Source organism: Serratia sp. JUb9 (assembly GCF_014298095.1).
GTDB lineage: Bacteria > Pseudomonadota > Gammaproteobacteria > Enterobacterales > Enterobacteriaceae > Serratia_B > Serratia_B rhizosphaerae.
In genome coordinates, this window is record NZ_CP060416.1 from 1,219,865 (window position 1) to 1,234,951 (window position 15,087).

A 15,087-nucleotide genomic window follows, 5' to 3' on the forward strand; every position below is an offset into this window, starting at 1 on the left:
CTCAGGCTTTTTTCATAAATGGCCGGGCGAGCAGGCCGATGGGACCGTGGGCGTACCAGCGATGGGCGCCTTTGCTGCGGCTGTCACGCCCCAGCGACTGGGTGAGACGGTCAAGGATAATGGCCAGAATCACGATGCCGACGCCCCCGACGGCGGCCAGGCCCATGTCGAGCCGGCCGATGCCGCGCAGCACCATCTGTCCCAGACCGCCGACGGCGATCATCGAGGCGATCACCACCATCGACAGCGCCAGCATCAGCGTCTGGTTAACCCCGGCCATAATGGTCGGCATTGCCAGCGGCAGTTGCACCTTGAACAGCAGCTGGCGCGGGCTGGAACCGAAGGATTCGGCCGCTTCGATCAGATCTTCCGGCACCTGTTTGATCCCGAGGATCGTCAGACGCACGATCGGCGGCAGGGCGAAGATAATGGTCACCACCACGCCTGGCACGTTGCCGATACCGAACAGCATGACGATCGGCACCAGATAGACAAACGCCGGGGTGGTCTGCATGGCGTCGAGCAGCGGCCGGATGATTTTGGCGGCGTGTTTGCTACGCGCCAGCCAGATGCCGAGCGGCAGGCCGATGACGATACAGAAGAACAGCGCCGTCAGCACCAGCGCCAGCGTCACCATCGCCTGCGACCAGGCGCCGATTGCGCCGATGGCGATCAGCGACACCAGCGTGGCGGCGCCCATGCCGAGGCCGGACAGCTGCCAGGCGATCAGCGAGAACACGATAATGGCGATTGGCGCCGGCATCCCCAGCAGCAGCTGTTGAAAGCCGCTGAGGATAAAATCAACCGGCACGCGAATGCCCTGAAACAGCGGGCGGAAATGCAGCACCAGCCAGTCGATGCCCTGCGTGACCCAGGAGTCAAACGGCACCCAGGCTTTGTGGAACGGGTCGAGCAGGTTGAAGTGCTCCGGCTGGGCCGGCGCGCTGTTCAGCCAGTCTGCGCCGCCCTGGGCAGCCTGCTGTCCGGCATCATGCGTGGCAGGCGGCGGGCTGCTGGACCAGGCGTCCGCGCCATTCCCGGCCGGTGCCTGTGCGGGCGCATCGCCGGCGGAACCGCCGGTTGACCAGGGATCGCTGCTGCCGCCTGCGGGGGCGTCCTGTGCCGGAGCGCCCTGTGTCGGGGCATCCTGCGTCGGCGTGTTTTGCGCCGGGGCGTCAGGTTGTTCAGAGGCGCTTGCCCACGGATCTTGGTTTTTGTCATCACTCATTCGCTGGGCCCTCTTTATCTAAAGCCTGCAGCAGCATGGCTTTGGAGATGATTCCGATATAGGTGTGCTCGTCGTCGATAACCGGTACGGCGCAGGGCGCCTGCGCTACCAGCGAAATCAGTTCGCTGAGCGGCATATCGGCAGCAACCGGCGCCGGGGCTTCCAGCAGTGCGTCATCAAGGCTCAGGTTGGCCTCCAGCGCTTTTTCCAGCGAGTCGATCGACACCACGCCGACAAATTTCTGCCCGCGGTCGAGCACATAGCCATAGCCGCGGTCTTCGTCACGCAGCAGACGCAGCGCCGAACGCGGGCCGAAACCGGGCGCTTTGCGGATCAGGGTGACCGGGCGGCGCTGGGCGATATCCTTCGCGCTGAAAACGTGGCTGATATCGACGCCGCGGAAGAAGGTGCGGACATAGTCGTTGGCCGGGTTGTTGAGGATTTCATCCGGCGTGCCGACCTGAATCACTTCACCGCCCTGCATAATGGCGATGCGATCGCCAATGCGCATGGCTTCATCCAGATCGTGAGAGATAAATACGATGGTGCGCTGATGTTTGGCCTGCAGTTTCACCAGCTCATCCTGCATCTCGGTGCGGATTAACGGATCGAGCGCCGAGAAGGCTTCATCCATCAGTAATATATCCGGGTTATTCGCCATGGCGCGGGCCAGGCCGACGCGTTGGCGCATACCGCCGGATAATTCATCCGGGTAGGAGTGGGCATAATTTTCCAGCCCGACCTGACGCAGCGCCTCCAGCGCTTTTTGCTGCCGTTCCTGCAGCGGAATGCCGGCCAGTTCCATGCCGAATGCCGTATTATTTACTACATTCAGGTGCGGCATCAGCGCAAATGACTGGAATACCATGCTGATTTTATTTCTGCGCACCGTACGCAGCGCAGATTCCGATATTTTCGCAATATCTTCGCCGTCGATGCGTACTTCGCCGCGGGTGGGGGTGATCAGACGATTGAGAAGGCGTACCAGGGTTGACTTCCCGGAGCCGGAAAGCCCCATGATGACGAAGATTTCGCCTTCTTCAATGGCCAGATTGGCATTTTTCACGCCAAGTGAAAGTCCGGTTTTTTCAAACAACTGGTCTTTGCTGAACCCTTTGTCTATCAGCTTAAATGCGCGATCCGGATGTTCACCGAATATTTTATATAGATTCTTAACTTCTATTTTAATTGACATGCAATGTGCTGTTTCCTCTGGTTTATTTCAAACGATAAAAAACTTCCTAATACGAAAATAATAGTGCTTCATACCCTAACACAGTGAGCATTTGAGACAAGTCTCAATGTTATCAGTACGTCGGGCGGCGGTTTACATCAGGCGTTATCTTGGCTATGGTAAAATTGCCGGTGATTTAAAATTATTGGCAACGATCGCAAAATATTCCACTGAACAAGACGGATTTATTGATAAATATCCGTTGCCTGCGGCTGAAATGTCGGTTGATATTTTTCAGGATAAATCTTGCCTGCTGGAGGCATATTTTATCGTCCTGGATGACAGCGCAATGGGTAAATTTCAGCGTGGCGGAAATAATAAAAAACCCGGCGGATAGCCGGGTGAAATTCATCAGTATTCAACAACAGACGTCGACATCGAGGGGATATCGCCGGGGCAGTGTAACCGGCGACTGTGACAGTCTGATGTCACGTTACGCCTTACGGTACAAACGTCTGGGATGGCCGATATTGCCGTACACCATTTCGACCCGGACGAACTGCGTACTGACGCAGTATTCCAGGTAGCGGCGCGCGGTGGTTTTGCTGATGCCGGCCTGCTCGACAATATCCTCCACTGCATGGGCGTAATCCGGTCGGCGGATAAACAGCGCCTGCACCAGCTCCAGGGTATTGGGCTCGATGCCCTTGGCGCTCGGCTCAGTGGAAAACTGCTTGGACTGCAGGTTATACAGGGCGTCGACGTTGCTCTGGTCGATCACTTTAAACGTACGCTGGGTCTGCACAAACTGCATAAAACGTTCCAGCGAGTTGCGCAGCCGCTTGTACGACAGCGGTTTGATGATGTAATCAAAGGCGCCGTTACGAATGGCCTGGCTGCAGGTGTGCATATCGCTGGCGGCGGTGATGAAGATTACCGAACAGCCGGGATTTTTGACCGCAGGCTCTTCCATCAGCTCGATGCCTTGCCCGTCCGGCAGGAAATTGTCCAGCAGGATTAACCGCGGCCGTTGTGCGCTGACTTTGGCTCGCGCTTCGCTCAGGGTCGCGGCATAGGCGACGACGCGCAGATTAAAATTCTTCTCGATAAACTCTGCATGCAGCGTTGCCAGCTGCGGTTCATCTTCGACGATCAAAACGTCCAGTGCTTCAGGTTGCATGCTTCGGGTGCCCGTTTTTTATCAATTCTTGGGGATAAACAGGGAAAAAATGGCGCCGTGCGGCTCATTGTCCGACACTTCTATACTGCCGTGCGCCTGGGCGACATGGCTGGCGACCAGGTGCAGGCCGATGCCGTGATCGCCGTGCCGTTTGGTGGAAACGCCCTGTTCAAACAGCGTCTCGCGTATCTCCGCCGCGATGCCGCCGCCGTGGTCGGCGACCTCAATCACCAACTCATTGCCATTATCATTAATATAGAGTTCTACCGCGTCGTGCGGCGCAGCGCAATGCAGGGTTGCTTCCACCGCGTTATCCAGCAGGTTGCCGATAATCGACATCAGTTCGGTTTCATTCAGCGCGGCCGGTATCTGGCGCAGCTGACAGGCGGGGTCAAAACGCAGTTCCACGCCTTTTTCCCGCGCGCTGGCATATTTGCCCAGCAGCAGGCCGCACAGCGCCGCCGAACTGAAACGCTGCGAAATAAAGTCGAGGATCTCCTGCGCGCCTTCCGACTGCGCCTCCACGTAGCGTATGGCTTCGTCATAGCGCTGCATATGCAGCAGCCCGGCGAGGGTGGCAGTCCAGTTGAGTTGTTCGTGGCGCATAATGCGCAGGCTGTCGGCGTAGCGTTTCACCTGGCTGAGCTGGCTGCTCAGCGTATTGATGTCGTTTTTATCGCGGAAGCTGATCACCCAGCCCTGCAGGCGATCTTCCTGCATGATGCGCACCCGGTTGGCGATCACCCGGACGTGGTTGAAGCGGCAGACCTCGTCGTGACAATCCTGGGCGAGCTGCGTCGGGCTGAAAAAGTCCGGCTGTGCCTGGATCACCTCGGCGATATCGCGCCCCATCAGGCTGCTGGCCGGCTGGCGCAGATCCAGCAGCTCGCGCGCGGCGTGGTTGATGGTGATGATCTTCTGCTGGGGATCGATGGCGATCACCCCTTCATAAATGGCTTCCAGCAGCGCCTTTTGTTGACGCACCAGCAGGGCGATATCCTGCGGCTCCAGCCAGAACATCTGGCGTTTGAGGTTTTTTGACAGCAGCCAGGAGAAAATAAACAGTGCGATCAGCAGTAGAATAATCGAGCCGATAATCTGCGTCAGGGTGCGTGCATTTAAATTATCGATATGCGATTTAAGATAGCCGACCGACACAATGCCGATCACCTGATTATTTTCGTCGACGATCGGCGCTTTACTGCGTAACGATATTCCGATGCCGCCTTTTCGAATGGAAATAATGCTCTTACCTTCCAGCACCTCTTTATTATCGCCACCGACCATCGCCGTGCCGTAACGGCCGGGATATTCGGAATGATAAAGGTGGCGAGCATGACGATCGCCGATCACAATATAACTGGCGTCGCTGCTGGCGCGGATTTTTTTCAGCAGGGCGGCAATGGCATGTGCGTCCTGTTGTTGCACCGCCTGCGCCAAAGAGGGAATCAGGGCAATTTCCCGGGCCTGCACCTGCGCCCGCGCGCCCAAATCGCGGTGCAGTTGGGCATCCAGCTGATAATAGGTGTAGGCGCCGATCAGCGTCAGCAGCAGGCAGGAGAACGCGACCAGACACAGAAACAGTTTGATTTGAAATGAGAGTTTTCTACGCATGTCGGCCGTGGGTCAGGAAGCGAATTCGGTGGCTTACCCTATCACGAGATGCGTCGTCAGGTGTATTGCGTTCGATCATGTTGTGATCGCCGGCATGGCTTTATACTCGCCGTGGCGAATTCGTCTACACTGTTTATAATTCGATAAAGTTTAAATTAAATTATCTTTAAAACCATTAACACCACGCCATATTTTACATAACCCGATTAAAAACCATAGAAACCATAACCACCATTAAAAACCCTTTTTATCTTTGAACAGAATCACAGCGAATAATCTGTTGCATTATCTATGATGGCTGAACAAACCAATAAGAGGCCAGATTATGAGCACAACTGATGATTCTTATCTCGTTGCCGGCGATAAAACCGCAGACGTTCCGCTGCGGGAAAAGTGGTGGCGGGTTTTGGATAATTACAAAATAGGTATTATTCCGCTGCCGTTCTTTTTACTGGCTGGCGGACTGATTCTGCTCGACTGTCTGGAAGGCTCGTTGCCCAGCGATATCGTGGTGATGGTGGCGACGCTGGCCTTTTTTGGTTTTGCCTGCGGTGAGTTCGGCAAACGTCTGCCGCTGGTGGGGAAAATGGGGGCGGCAGCAATCTGCGCGACCTTTATCCCCTCTGCGCTGGTGCATTACGGTCTGCTGCCGGACGTGGTGGTGGCGTCGACCACCAAATTCTATAAGTCGACCAATATTCTTTATCTCTACATCTGCTGCATTATCGTCGGCAGCATTATGAGCATGAACCGCCAGGTGCTGATCCAGGGCTTCCTGCGTATCTTCGTGCCGATGCTGTGCGGCGAGATCGTCGGCATGCTGGTGGGGATGGGCGTCGGGCTGGCGCTGGGGCTGGAGCCGTTCCAGATCTTCTTCTTCCTGATCCTGCCGATCATGGCCGGCGGCGTCGGCGAAGGGGCGATTCCGCTGTCAATGGGCTATGCGACGATCCTGCATATGGAGCAGGGCGTGGCGCTGGGGCGCATTCTGCCGATCGTCATGCTCGGCAGCCTGACGGCGATCGTGATGGCCGGCCTGCTGAACCAACTGGGCAAACGCTACCCGCATCTCACCGGCGAAGGCAGCCTGATGCCGAGTAAAGCGGGCGGCAGCGAGATGTCGGCGGTCGAAAAAGTCAGCGGCAAGGTGGACGTCAGCACGCTGGCCTGCGGCGCGCTGCTGGCGATTCTGCTGTATATGGTGGGGATGCTGCTGCACCGTATGATTGGCCTGCCGGCACCGGTCGGCATGCTGTTTGCCGCCGTGGCGGTCAAACTGGCGCACGGCGTTTCGCCGCGTATCCAGGAAGGCTCACAGGTGGTGTATAAATTCTTCCGCACTGCGGTGACGTACCCGATTCTGTTCGCCGTCGGTGTGGCGATTACCCCGTGGCAGGAGCTGGTGGACGCCTTCACCGTGCAGAACCTGATCGTGATTGTCTGCACCGTCGGCGCGCTGGTGGGCACCGGTTTCCTCGTCGGTAAAAAAATTGGCATGCACCCGATCGATGTCGCCATTGTTTCCTGTTGCCAGAGTGGGCAGGGGGGCACCGGCGACGTGGCGATCCTGACGGCCGGCAACCGCATGTCGCTGATGCCGTTCGCCCAGATCGCCACCCGCATCGGCGGCGCGATCAACGTATCCCTTTCTCTGCTGGTGTTGTCGCATTTCTTTGCCTGATAGTGTTCCTTAGCAGGTCTTTGCCTTGCCCCGTCCCCACGGGGCTTTTTTTGGCCGCTTAAAACGCCCAGTCTTCATCTTCGGTGATCACCGCCTTGCCAATCACGTAAGACGACCCCGAACCGGAGAAGAAATCGTGGTTCTCGTCGGCATTGGGGGAGAGCGCCGACAGAATCGCCGGGTTAACCTCCGCCATGGATGCCGGGAACAGCGCCTCGTAACCGAGGTTCATCAACGCTTTGTTGGCGTTGTAGTGCAGGAAGGTTTTCACCTCTTCCGTCCAGCCCACCTCGTCGTACAGTTCCTCGGTGTAGTGCACCTCGTTTTCATACAGATCCTGCAGCAGGTCGAAGGCAAAGCGCTTCACCTGCTGGCGACGGGCGGCGTCAACCTGCTCCAGCCCTTTTTGGAATTTATAGCCGATGTAGTAGCCATGCACCGCTTCGTCGCGGATGATCAGGCGGATCAGATCGGCGGTATTCGTCAGTTTGGCGCGGCTGGACCAGTACATCGGCAGATAAAAGCCGGAGTAGAACAGGAAGGATTCCAGAAACACGCTGGCGACCTTTTTCAACAGCGGATCGTCGCTGCGGTAATGCGCCAGAATGATATCGGCCTTTTTCTGCAGCGCGCGGTTCTCTTCACTCCAGCGGTAGGCCTCATCGACGTCGCGGGTCTGGCACAGCGTGGAGAAGATCGAGCTGTAGGAGCGTGCGTGCACCGCTTCCATAAAGCTGATATTGGAATAGACCGCCTCTTCATGCGGGGTGATGGCATCACCGATCAGCGTCGGCGCGCCGACGGTGTTCTGAATGGTGTCCAGCAGCGTCAGGCCGGTGAACACGCGAATGGTCAGCTGCTGCTCCTTCGGCGTCAGCGTGCCCCAGGAGGGGATATCGTTCGACAGCGGCACCTTCTCCGGCAGCCAGAAATTGGCGGTCAGCCGGTTCCATACTTCCAGATCCTTATCGTCTTCGATTTTATTCCAGTTGATCGCCTGGACTCTCTGCAGTTTCATAACGTTCCTCACAGCGCGCAGGACACGCAGCCCTGAACTTCGGTACCTTCCAGCGCCATCTGACGCAGGCGGATGTAGTAGATGGTTTTAATGCCCTTGCGCCAGGCGTAGATCTGCGCCCGGTTGATATCGCGGGTAGTGGCGCTGTCGCGGAAGAACAGCGTCAGCGACAGCCCCTGATCGACATGCTGGGTAGCGGCCGCGTAGGTATCAATGATCTTTTCCGGACCAATCTCGTAGGCGTCCTGGTAATACGCCAAATTGTCATTGGTCATATAGGGCGCCGGATAATAGACGCGGCCGATCTTGCCCTCCTTGCGGATCTCGATACGCGAGACGATCGGATGGATGCTTGAGGTGGAGTTGTTGATGTAAGAAATCGAACCGGTTGGCGGCACCGCCTGCAAGTTCTGGTTGTACAAACCGTGCAGCATCACCGACTGGCGCAGCGCCTGCCAGTCCGCCTGTGTCGGGATAGAGACACCGGCGTCGGCAAACAGCGCGTTTACCCGCTCGGTCTGCGGCAGCCATGGGGTATCAATGTATTTGGCGAAGTATTCGCCGCTGGCATAGGCCGACTCTTCAAAGCCGCCGAAGCTGCATTTGCGCTCGATCGCCAGCTGATTCGAGGCGCGCAGGGCGTGATAGGCGACGCAGTAAAAATAGATATTGGTGAAGTCGATCCCTTCCGGCGAGCCGTAGAAGATGCGTTCACGCGCCAGATAGCCGTGCAGGTTCATCTGGCCGAGACCAATGGCGCGCGAGGCGCGGTTACCTTCGGCGACGGAGGGCACGGAACTGATATTGCTCATCTCTGCCACCGCGGTCAGCGCGCGAATGGCGGTTTCCACCGTTTTGCCGAAGTCCGGCGCGTCCATGGTTTTGGCGATGTTCAGCGAACCCAGGTTGCAGGAGATGTCCTTACCGATCTGCTGATAGCTGAGATCGTCGTTGTAGCGGCTGGCGCGGTTGACCTGCAGGATTTCCGAGCACAGGTTGCTCATATTGATGCGGCCGGCGATCGGATTGGCGCGGTTCACCGTATCTTCAAACATGATATAGGGATAACCGGACTCAAACTGAATTTCCGCCAGCAGCTGGAAAAACTCACGCGCGTTGATACGCGACTTGCGGATGCGCTTGTCGTCCACCATTTCGCGGTACTTTTCACTGACGCTGAGCTCCGACAGCGGCACGCCGTACACTCTTTCGACGTCATACGGCGAGAACAGGTACATCTCTTCGTTGTTTTTCGCCAGTTCGAAGGTGATGTCCGGGATCACGACGCCAAGGGACAGCGTCTTGATACGGATTTTCTCATCGGCGTTTTCGCGCTTGGTATCGAGGAAGCGCAGAATATCCGGATGGTGGGCGTGCAGATACACCGCGCCGGCCCCCTGTCGGGCGCCCAGCTGATTGGCGTAGGAGAAGGCATCCTCCAGCATCTTCATGATCGGGATCACCCCGGACGACTGGTTTTCGATCCGCTTGATCGGCGCGCCGGCCTCGCGGATATTGCTCAGCAGAAAGGCCACGCCGCCGCCGCGTTTCGACAGCTGCAGCGCCGAGTTCACCGCCCGGCCGATCGACTCCATATTGTCTTCGATCCGCAGCAGGAAGCAGGAAACCAGCTCGCCGCGCTGTTTTTTGCCGCTGTTCAGGAAGGTGGGCGTCGCCGGCTGGAAGCGTCCGGACACCATCTCCTCCACCAGATGCTGCGCCAGCGTGGTATCGCCGGCCGCCAGCGTCAGCGCCACCATACATACCCGGTCCTCATAGCGTTCCAGGTAGCGTTTGCCGTCGAAGGTTTTCAGCGTATAGCCGGTGTAATACTTAAAGGCGCCGAGGAAGGTCGCAAAGCGAAACTTTTTCGCATACGCCTGCTTAAACAGCTGTTTGATAAACGGGAAATCGTACTGCGTCAGCACCTGCGGTTCGTAGTAGCCTTCATCCACCAGATAGCGCAGCTTTTCCGCCAGATTATGGAAAAACACCGTGTTCTGGTTCACGTGCTGCAGGAAATAGTGGCGCGCGGCCTGTTTATCCTGCTCAAACTGGATGTGCCCTTCGGCATCGTAAAGGTTGAGCATGGCGTTAAGCGCGTGGTAGTCCAGCGCGTCGGCGCCGGGTCTGATCAATTCTGTCGTTGCCAAAATGCGGTTACTCCCTGTCGTACGTTTGCAACGTCTTGTGCGGTGCCGAGCAGTTCAAAGCGGTAAAGAAAAGGCACCTGGCATTTTTTGGCGATAATCTCGCCGGCGATGCCATACGCTGCGCCGAAGTTGGTGTTGCCGGCGGCGATGACGCCGCGCAGATAAGCGCGATTATGCGGATCGTTGAGAAAGCGGATTACCTGGATCGGCACCGCGCCGGTGGCGCTGCCGCCGCCATAGCTGGGTACGATCAAGATATAGGGGCGATCCACCTGCAGCTTTTCACGACTGCCGGCGATCGGGATGCGTATCGCCGGCAGCGCAAGTTTCTCAACGAACCTGTGTGTGTTCTCCGAACTGCTGGAGAAATAGACCAATGGATTCATCAGAACGACTCACGACGCCGTGGCGTGAATCAACGCGCCAATTTTGTCGGGGCGAAAGCCCGCCCAGTGATCGTCGCCGGCAACGATCACCGGAACCTGCTGGTAGCCTAATGATTTGACATGGTTGAGCGCTTGCTGATCCTGAGTGAGATCGATCACCTGATAAGCAATTCCCTGTTTATCGAATGCGCGATAGGTGGCGTTGCACTGGACACAGTCCGGCTTACTGTAAATAATAATACTCATGATTCGCATTTACCTTTTGGTTTGAAGGAAAGGCGGTAAAGTCAGAAACCAGAACCTGATGCGGCATTTCTGACGACGTTATCAACCCACGCGTTGTCCCTGCGGCTGATGCTTAAGATACTATATATTGATCTTAGGTTTATCAACCGCTCTATATATAGTGTTTTATCCTATTTTTGTGCGAAGCCGCACCGGGGCTGGATCGGCGGCGGAAAATTTTTTTATGCCGCTAAGCAGGAGAGTCAATCAGGAGAGGTTTTGGTCGGTCTGGCGACGGTATGGGGGATAAAAGTAAGCGGCCCGCGGTTTCCCGCGGGCCAGACGCACATCTGTTTTATCTTTATGACTGCAAGGGGTGTTAACGCCGGTCCGGCAGCGCGTCGGGTGCGATACCCACGTTCTGCCAAGGTCTGTCATGCACATATTCATCAGCACATCTTTACAGTGTAGACCATTTTTCGGCCGCGCGTCGGCACGTGTGAGAGTCAGCACCTGTGGGGTTGTACATTTGGTTACTCAAGGAAACCAATCACTCACGGAAAGGCGACGGCGCTTCTTCTAGTATCTGCTGCAACGGCCCGCAGGGGCTTACCGAAGAACATACTGAGGAATGTAATGATGAAAAAATTATTAGCTCTGGCTGTTGCGGCAACGATGGGTCTGTCTTCCGTGGCCTTCGCGGCTGAAACTGCGGCTGCGCCGGCAGCAGCTGCACCGGCGGCAACCACCAGCTCACCGGCTGCCGCGGCGACAAAAGCGCCGGCAAAAACCAGCCATAAGAAAACGCATCACAAAAAAGCCCATAAAAAAGCCGCAGAGCAGAAAGCTCAGGCCGCCAAAGCGAAAAAACACGCTAAAAAAGCCCCGGCGCAAAAAGCGCAGGCGGCGAAAAAGCATCACAAAAAAGCAGGCAAGAAAGCCGCTTGATTAAGCGATCGCCATAAGCCACGCGTCAAGCGCCTGGCTTATGGCGTCTGATGCCAACACCCGGTTCCCCCGGGTGTTTTTTTAGGGCCGCCTGTCATGATAAATCGCTACCTGTTGGCGCTGATCTGCAGCGTGATTGCCTTGTGCGGCCTGTTGGTCGCCTGGTGGCTGTTTCTGAACCGTTTTTTGTAACCCGCGTGCCGCCCGTCGACGCCTGATTTCCCTTTCAAACGTAACGCCATTTTCCCCTTCGCTGTGCCTCAAACCGCGCGTTTGGTTCTGCAGAATGCAACGCTATCCCGCCATAAACCGTGCCTCAAGAATAGTCTGAAACCCCCGTGCTGACGGCGGAAAATTATTGTTTCGGCCAATGATTCCGGTAAGGTCGCACGGCAGTTTGGAATGAGAGGAGAAAGCGATGTATTTACGGCCGGATGAAGTGGCTAAGGTATTGGAGAGTACTGGCTTTAAGTGTGACTCGATGACCGACCAGGCGTATGGTTACCGCAAGGGCGAGCACTATGTGTACGTGAACCGGGAAGCCCGGATGGGCAGAACCGCGCTGGTGATTCATCCTGAGTTAAAAGAGCGCAGCCGCTATTTCGCCACGCCGGCTTCGCCGATACGCGTCAGCGAACAATACCTTGAATTCCCGCTGGACGTCAGCGGCGACAGTCCGGGCCAGCGTTACGGTATTCCCCACGGTTTCAGCTCGCGTGAAGCGCTGAGCCGCTACCTTTACAGCATGTTTCTGTAACCCCAACGCGGCTCGTTGCGCCGTGCCGGTACTCAGCCGTTGGCTACCGCATCCAGATTAAAACGCGCATTATAGGCGCGACGGAACTGCGCCAGTTCAAACGCGTCCAGATCCAATTCGGCAAAGTAGAACAGGGCGGATTCGGTGTATTCCGCATTCAGTTCCGGCGACAGGCCGGCGCGAATCAGCATATCGCGCCATTGGGCGAGCTGGGTGTCGTCTGCCTCCTTGATAAAGGCGACATAGATAAACAGCAGGTAGGCGGCCCGGTGCATCTCTTCGGTATAGCCGTTATTCAGCATGCGAATAAACGCCTGGCTGTTGCGGCCACCCATTTCCTGCATCATTGACTCAATCAGCATGGGCTTGACCCGCAGCCACTGGGCCAGCGAGTCAACGGCCTTGCGGGTATCGGACGTCAGGATCCGATAGCCGGCGATAAATACGACGATCAGAACAGCGATGATAATCCACGTCATGGCGCTATTTTCTACTCAGTGATGGTCTGGGGCGCCGGGCTGGCGCCTGCCGTTTCAGTGCTGCTCGCCGCTGAAGTTCCCTGCGGTCTGCTGCTGGTTTTGCAGATGGTGGTTGAACGTGGCGGCGTCTTTTGCCAGCGCGTCCAGATGCGCACCCAGCATTTTTATCTGTTTTACCAGCGCATGCTGTTGCGGAACGGAAGTGGCGGTGCTCAGTTTGCGCGCTAGTTGCTCATTTTGCGCATGCAGCGCGGCCTCACGCCGTTTGGCCTCCTCCAGCAGCGCCATCTCACGCTGTTTGGATTCTTCCAGCTGTTGTTGCAGAGCGTCATAGCTTTGTTGCCATTCGCGGTGCTGCTTTTCGAAGCTGGCCTGCAACTCATTCATTGCATTTTGAAACTGGATTTCCAGCTCGCGCATAGTCATGGTCTTCTTCCCTTTGCGGCACTCAGTAGTCTGTCTGCAGTATAACGAAAAGCGCGCGTAAGCTCACCCGTTGCGAACAAAAGCAGACAAACTCCCGGTGCGCATCCGGAACTTGCAACCTGGCCGCAGGGTCTTACAATCAACGAAATTCCCCGCAGTACAAGGAGCCCCAGGTCGTTTCCGGTATCAACCCTTACGTGAGTGGCAGCGAGATGAGCAACGAAGATAAAGGCTTTTTTGAGCAGGCGATGGCGGACGTCATCCCGTTATCCGGGCAGCAGCAAACGCTGTATCTGCAACCGCAGTCCCAGGTCGATAAGCGCGCCCGGCGCGACGCGCTGGCACAGTCAGAGGAAAACCCACTCAGCAGCGATTTTTTGACGATTATTCCCGGCGATACGCCGCTCGAATACAAACGGGAAGGGATTCAGCAGGGCGTACTGGATAAGCTGCGCAGCGGACGCTACGCCCCGCAGGCCAGCCTGCACCTGCTGAGGCGGCCGGTGGAGACCTGCCGGCAGGAGCTGTACCGGTTTATCACGCTGGCGGAAAAGGAGAACCTGCGCTCGCTGCTGATCGTACATGGCCGCGGGCGTGATGATGAAAGCCATGCCAATATTGTGCGCAGCTATGTCGCCAAGTGGCTGGCACAGCTGGAGCAGGTGCAGGCATTTTGCCGCGCGCTGCCGCGTGACGGCGGCGAGGGGGCCTGCTATGTGACGCTGCGTAAATCTGCGGCGGCCAAAGCGGATAATTTCGAGCGTCACGCCAAGCGCAGCCGTTAACGTCGCGCGCTCAGGCGGACAGCAGATTGGCGATTTCCAGCAGGTTATTATCCGGATCGCGCAGATACAGCGAGAGGAGAGGACCAATCGCGCCGGTGCGCTCCACCGGCCCCTCCTCAATGATGACGCCGAGGTCGTCCAGTTCTTCGAACACCTGCTCAAGCGGGGTCGAGGTGATAAAACACAGGTCGGCCGAGCCGGGCGTGGGGCGGTGCGCTTTTGGTTCAAACTCATGCCCCTGCCGGTGCAGATTGATTTTTTGCTGGCCGAAGCGCAGCGCCTTGCGGTCGCCGCGAAAGGTGATGATGTCAAACCCCAGCACCTGCTGATAAAACTGGCAGCTGCGTTCAATGTCCGCCACCGTTAACACCAGGTGGTCCAGCCGTTCTATTTTCATGGCTATCCGCCGTCGTGCAGGGCGGCCGATGGCGCAGAATGCGCTAATCGGCCGCGTGGGTTATTTATCGAACAGTTTATGGTCCAGCGAGTAACGCCCGGCGCCGGTGACCGCCAGCAGCAACAACCCGCCGATAATACTGACGTTTTTAAAGAAGTTAATCTCGTTGCCCATCATTTCCGCTCCGGTCATGTGCCAGAACGGATGGCCGATAAAGGCGGTGCCCAGCACGTACAGGGCGAAAAGCAGCGCGATGGGGCGGGTAAAGATCCCGACAATCAGCGCGATGCCAAACAAAAACTCCACCACCACGGCGATAATCGCCGCCAGATAGGGCATCGGGGCGCCGTAACCTTCCATGGAGGTGACGGTTGCGCCAAAGTTGGTCAGTTTCATCCAGCCGAAAATGATAAACAGGATCATCAGCAATATTCTGGCCAGCAGAATAACGCCGTCTTTTGAACTATCACCCATTGCTAACTCCTTAGCCACTGATAAACGTTATGTTGTGTTGCTGCTTAAAGCGTAGACCATGTTTACCGTTATTCGAGGTATGGTGCGGCCTGAACGTTGGCATAGGCGGAATTATGGCGCGCAGGCGCTGCGGGGGAGGCGGCCTCCCCGAAAATGGCAATA

The 15,087-nt window shown here is 56.8% G+C and carries 17 protein-coding genes and 1 pseudogene; 5 read left to right on the top strand and 13 right to left on the bottom strand.

What is annotated here, in order from left to right:
- Position 1: 1 nt before the first annotated feature.
- Together proW and proV are read right to left on the bottom strand one after the other, a co-directional pair.
- Positions 2–1,228, bottom strand: a complete 1,227-nt coding sequence (gene proW / locus HF675_RS05765) for a glycine betaine/L-proline ABC transporter permease ProW (protein ID WP_187044229.1) — start codon at positions 1,226–1,228, stop codon at positions 2–4.
- On the bottom strand, positions 1,221–2,423 hold the full coding sequence (proV, locus tag HF675_RS05770; protein ID WP_105232260.1) for a glycine betaine/L-proline ABC transporter ATP-binding protein ProV: 1,203 nt from the start codon (positions 2,421–2,423) through the stop codon (positions 1,221–1,223). The genes proW and proV overlap by 8 nt, the downstream gene beginning before the upstream one ends.
- A gap of 106 nt (positions 2,424–2,529) precedes the next feature.
- On the opposite strand from proV, the gene HF675_RS05775 reads away from it, so the two are divergent.
- The gene (locus HF675_RS05775) at positions 2,530–2,799 is read left to right on the top strand and encodes a hypothetical protein (RefSeq protein WP_187044230.1); all 270 of its coding nucleotides are present in this window, start codon (positions 2,530–2,532) and stop codon (positions 2,797–2,799) included.
- A gap of 96 nt (positions 2,800–2,895) precedes the next feature.
- Here the strand turns inward: HF675_RS05775 and HF675_RS05780 are convergent, their stop codons facing one another.
- Both HF675_RS05780 and HF675_RS05785 read right to left on the bottom strand, forming a co-directional pair.
- The gene (locus HF675_RS05780) at positions 2,896–3,582 is read right to left on the bottom strand and encodes a response regulator (protein ID WP_105232258.1); all 687 of its coding nucleotides are present in this window, start codon (positions 3,580–3,582) and stop codon (positions 2,896–2,898) included.
- 21 nt (positions 3,583–3,603) lie between these two features.
- Positions 3,604–5,196, bottom strand: coding sequence for a sensor histidine kinase (locus HF675_RS05785; protein ID WP_105232257.1), 1,593 nt, complete (start codon positions 5,194–5,196; stop codon positions 3,604–3,606).
- 325 nt (positions 5,197–5,521) lie between these two features.
- Between HF675_RS05785 and HF675_RS05790 the strand changes: the two genes are divergently transcribed.
- Complete coding sequence (locus HF675_RS05790; RefSeq protein ID WP_187044231.1) at positions 5,522–6,877, top strand: 2-hydroxycarboxylate transporter family protein; 1,356 nt, start codon at positions 5,522–5,524, stop codon at positions 6,875–6,877.
- A gap of 58 nt (positions 6,878–6,935) precedes the next feature.
- On the opposite strand, the gene nrdF is transcribed toward HF675_RS05790, so the two are convergent.
- From nrdF to HF675_RS23925, 5 genes and pseudogenes are all read right to left on the bottom strand, one after another.
- Positions 6,936–7,895, bottom strand: coding sequence for a class 1b ribonucleoside-diphosphate reductase subunit beta (gene nrdF, locus HF675_RS05795; protein ID WP_111736583.1), 960 nt, complete (start codon positions 7,893–7,895; stop codon positions 6,936–6,938).
- An 8-nt stretch (positions 7,896–7,903) separates the two neighbouring features.
- The gene (gene nrdE / locus HF675_RS05800; RefSeq protein WP_187044232.1) at positions 7,904–10,048 is read right to left on the bottom strand and encodes a class 1b ribonucleoside-diphosphate reductase subunit alpha; all 2,145 of its coding nucleotides are present in this window, start codon (positions 10,046–10,048) and stop codon (positions 7,904–7,906) included.
- Complete coding sequence (nrdI, locus tag HF675_RS05805; RefSeq protein WP_111736585.1) at positions 10,030–10,434, bottom strand: class Ib ribonucleoside-diphosphate reductase assembly flavoprotein NrdI; 405 nt, start codon at positions 10,432–10,434, stop codon at positions 10,030–10,032. Before nrdI ends, nrdE begins: the two co-directional genes overlap by 19 nt.
- 9 nt (positions 10,435–10,443) lie before the next feature.
- On the bottom strand, positions 10,444–10,680 hold the full coding sequence (nrdH, locus tag HF675_RS05810) for a glutaredoxin-like protein NrdH (RefSeq protein ID WP_105232252.1): 237 nt from the start codon (positions 10,678–10,680) through the stop codon (positions 10,444–10,446).
- 358 nt (positions 10,681–11,038) lie between these two features.
- Positions 11,039–11,113, bottom strand: a pseudogene (locus tag HF675_RS23925) (hypothetical protein); the annotation flags it as partial.
- Between the two features lie 185 nt (positions 11,114–11,298).
- On the opposite strand from HF675_RS23925, the gene asr reads away from it, so the two are divergent.
- Together asr and HF675_RS05820 are read left to right on the top strand one after the other, a co-directional pair.
- Positions 11,299–11,607 (top strand): acid resistance repetitive basic protein Asr, encoded by a 309-nt coding sequence (gene asr / locus HF675_RS05815; RefSeq protein ID WP_105232251.1) that lies wholly within the window; start codon positions 11,299–11,301, stop codon positions 11,605–11,607.
- Between the two features lie 418 nt (positions 11,608–12,025).
- Entirely contained in the window at positions 12,026–12,364 is a 339-nt protein-coding gene (locus HF675_RS05820) for a DUF2002 family protein (protein WP_105232250.1), read from the top strand.
- A 32-nt stretch (positions 12,365–12,396) separates the two neighbouring features.
- On the opposite strand, the gene HF675_RS05825 is transcribed toward HF675_RS05820, so the two are convergent.
- Both HF675_RS05825 and HF675_RS05830 read right to left on the bottom strand, forming a co-directional pair.
- Positions 12,397–12,843: a DUF1198 family protein gene (locus tag HF675_RS05825; protein ID WP_105232249.1), complete on the bottom strand. Its 447-nt coding sequence runs from the start codon at positions 12,841–12,843 to the stop codon at positions 12,397–12,399.
- 54 nt (positions 12,844–12,897) lie between these two features.
- Positions 12,898–13,269, bottom strand: a complete 372-nt coding sequence (locus HF675_RS05830; protein ID WP_111736586.1) for an MbeD/MobD family mobilization/exclusion protein — start codon at positions 13,267–13,269, stop codon at positions 12,898–12,900.
- A 212-nt stretch (positions 13,270–13,481) separates the two neighbouring features.
- On the opposite strand from HF675_RS05830, the gene smrA reads away from it, so the two are divergent.
- Positions 13,482–14,054 (top strand): DNA endonuclease SmrA, encoded by a 573-nt coding sequence (smrA, locus tag HF675_RS05835; protein WP_187044233.1) that lies wholly within the window; start codon positions 13,482–13,484, stop codon positions 14,052–14,054.
- Between the two features lie 10 nt (positions 14,055–14,064).
- Here the strand turns inward: smrA and HF675_RS05840 are convergent, their stop codons facing one another.
- A complete protein-coding gene (locus HF675_RS05840) occupies positions 14,065–14,451 on the bottom strand; it encodes a VOC family protein (RefSeq protein WP_187044234.1) in 387 nt (128 codons plus the stop codon).
- A gap of 60 nt (positions 14,452–14,511) precedes the next feature.
- The gene (locus tag HF675_RS05845) at positions 14,512–14,925 is read right to left on the bottom strand and encodes a DoxX family protein (RefSeq protein ID WP_160030236.1); all 414 of its coding nucleotides are present in this window, start codon (positions 14,923–14,925) and stop codon (positions 14,512–14,514) included.
- Positions 14,926–15,087 lie beyond the last annotated feature (162 nt).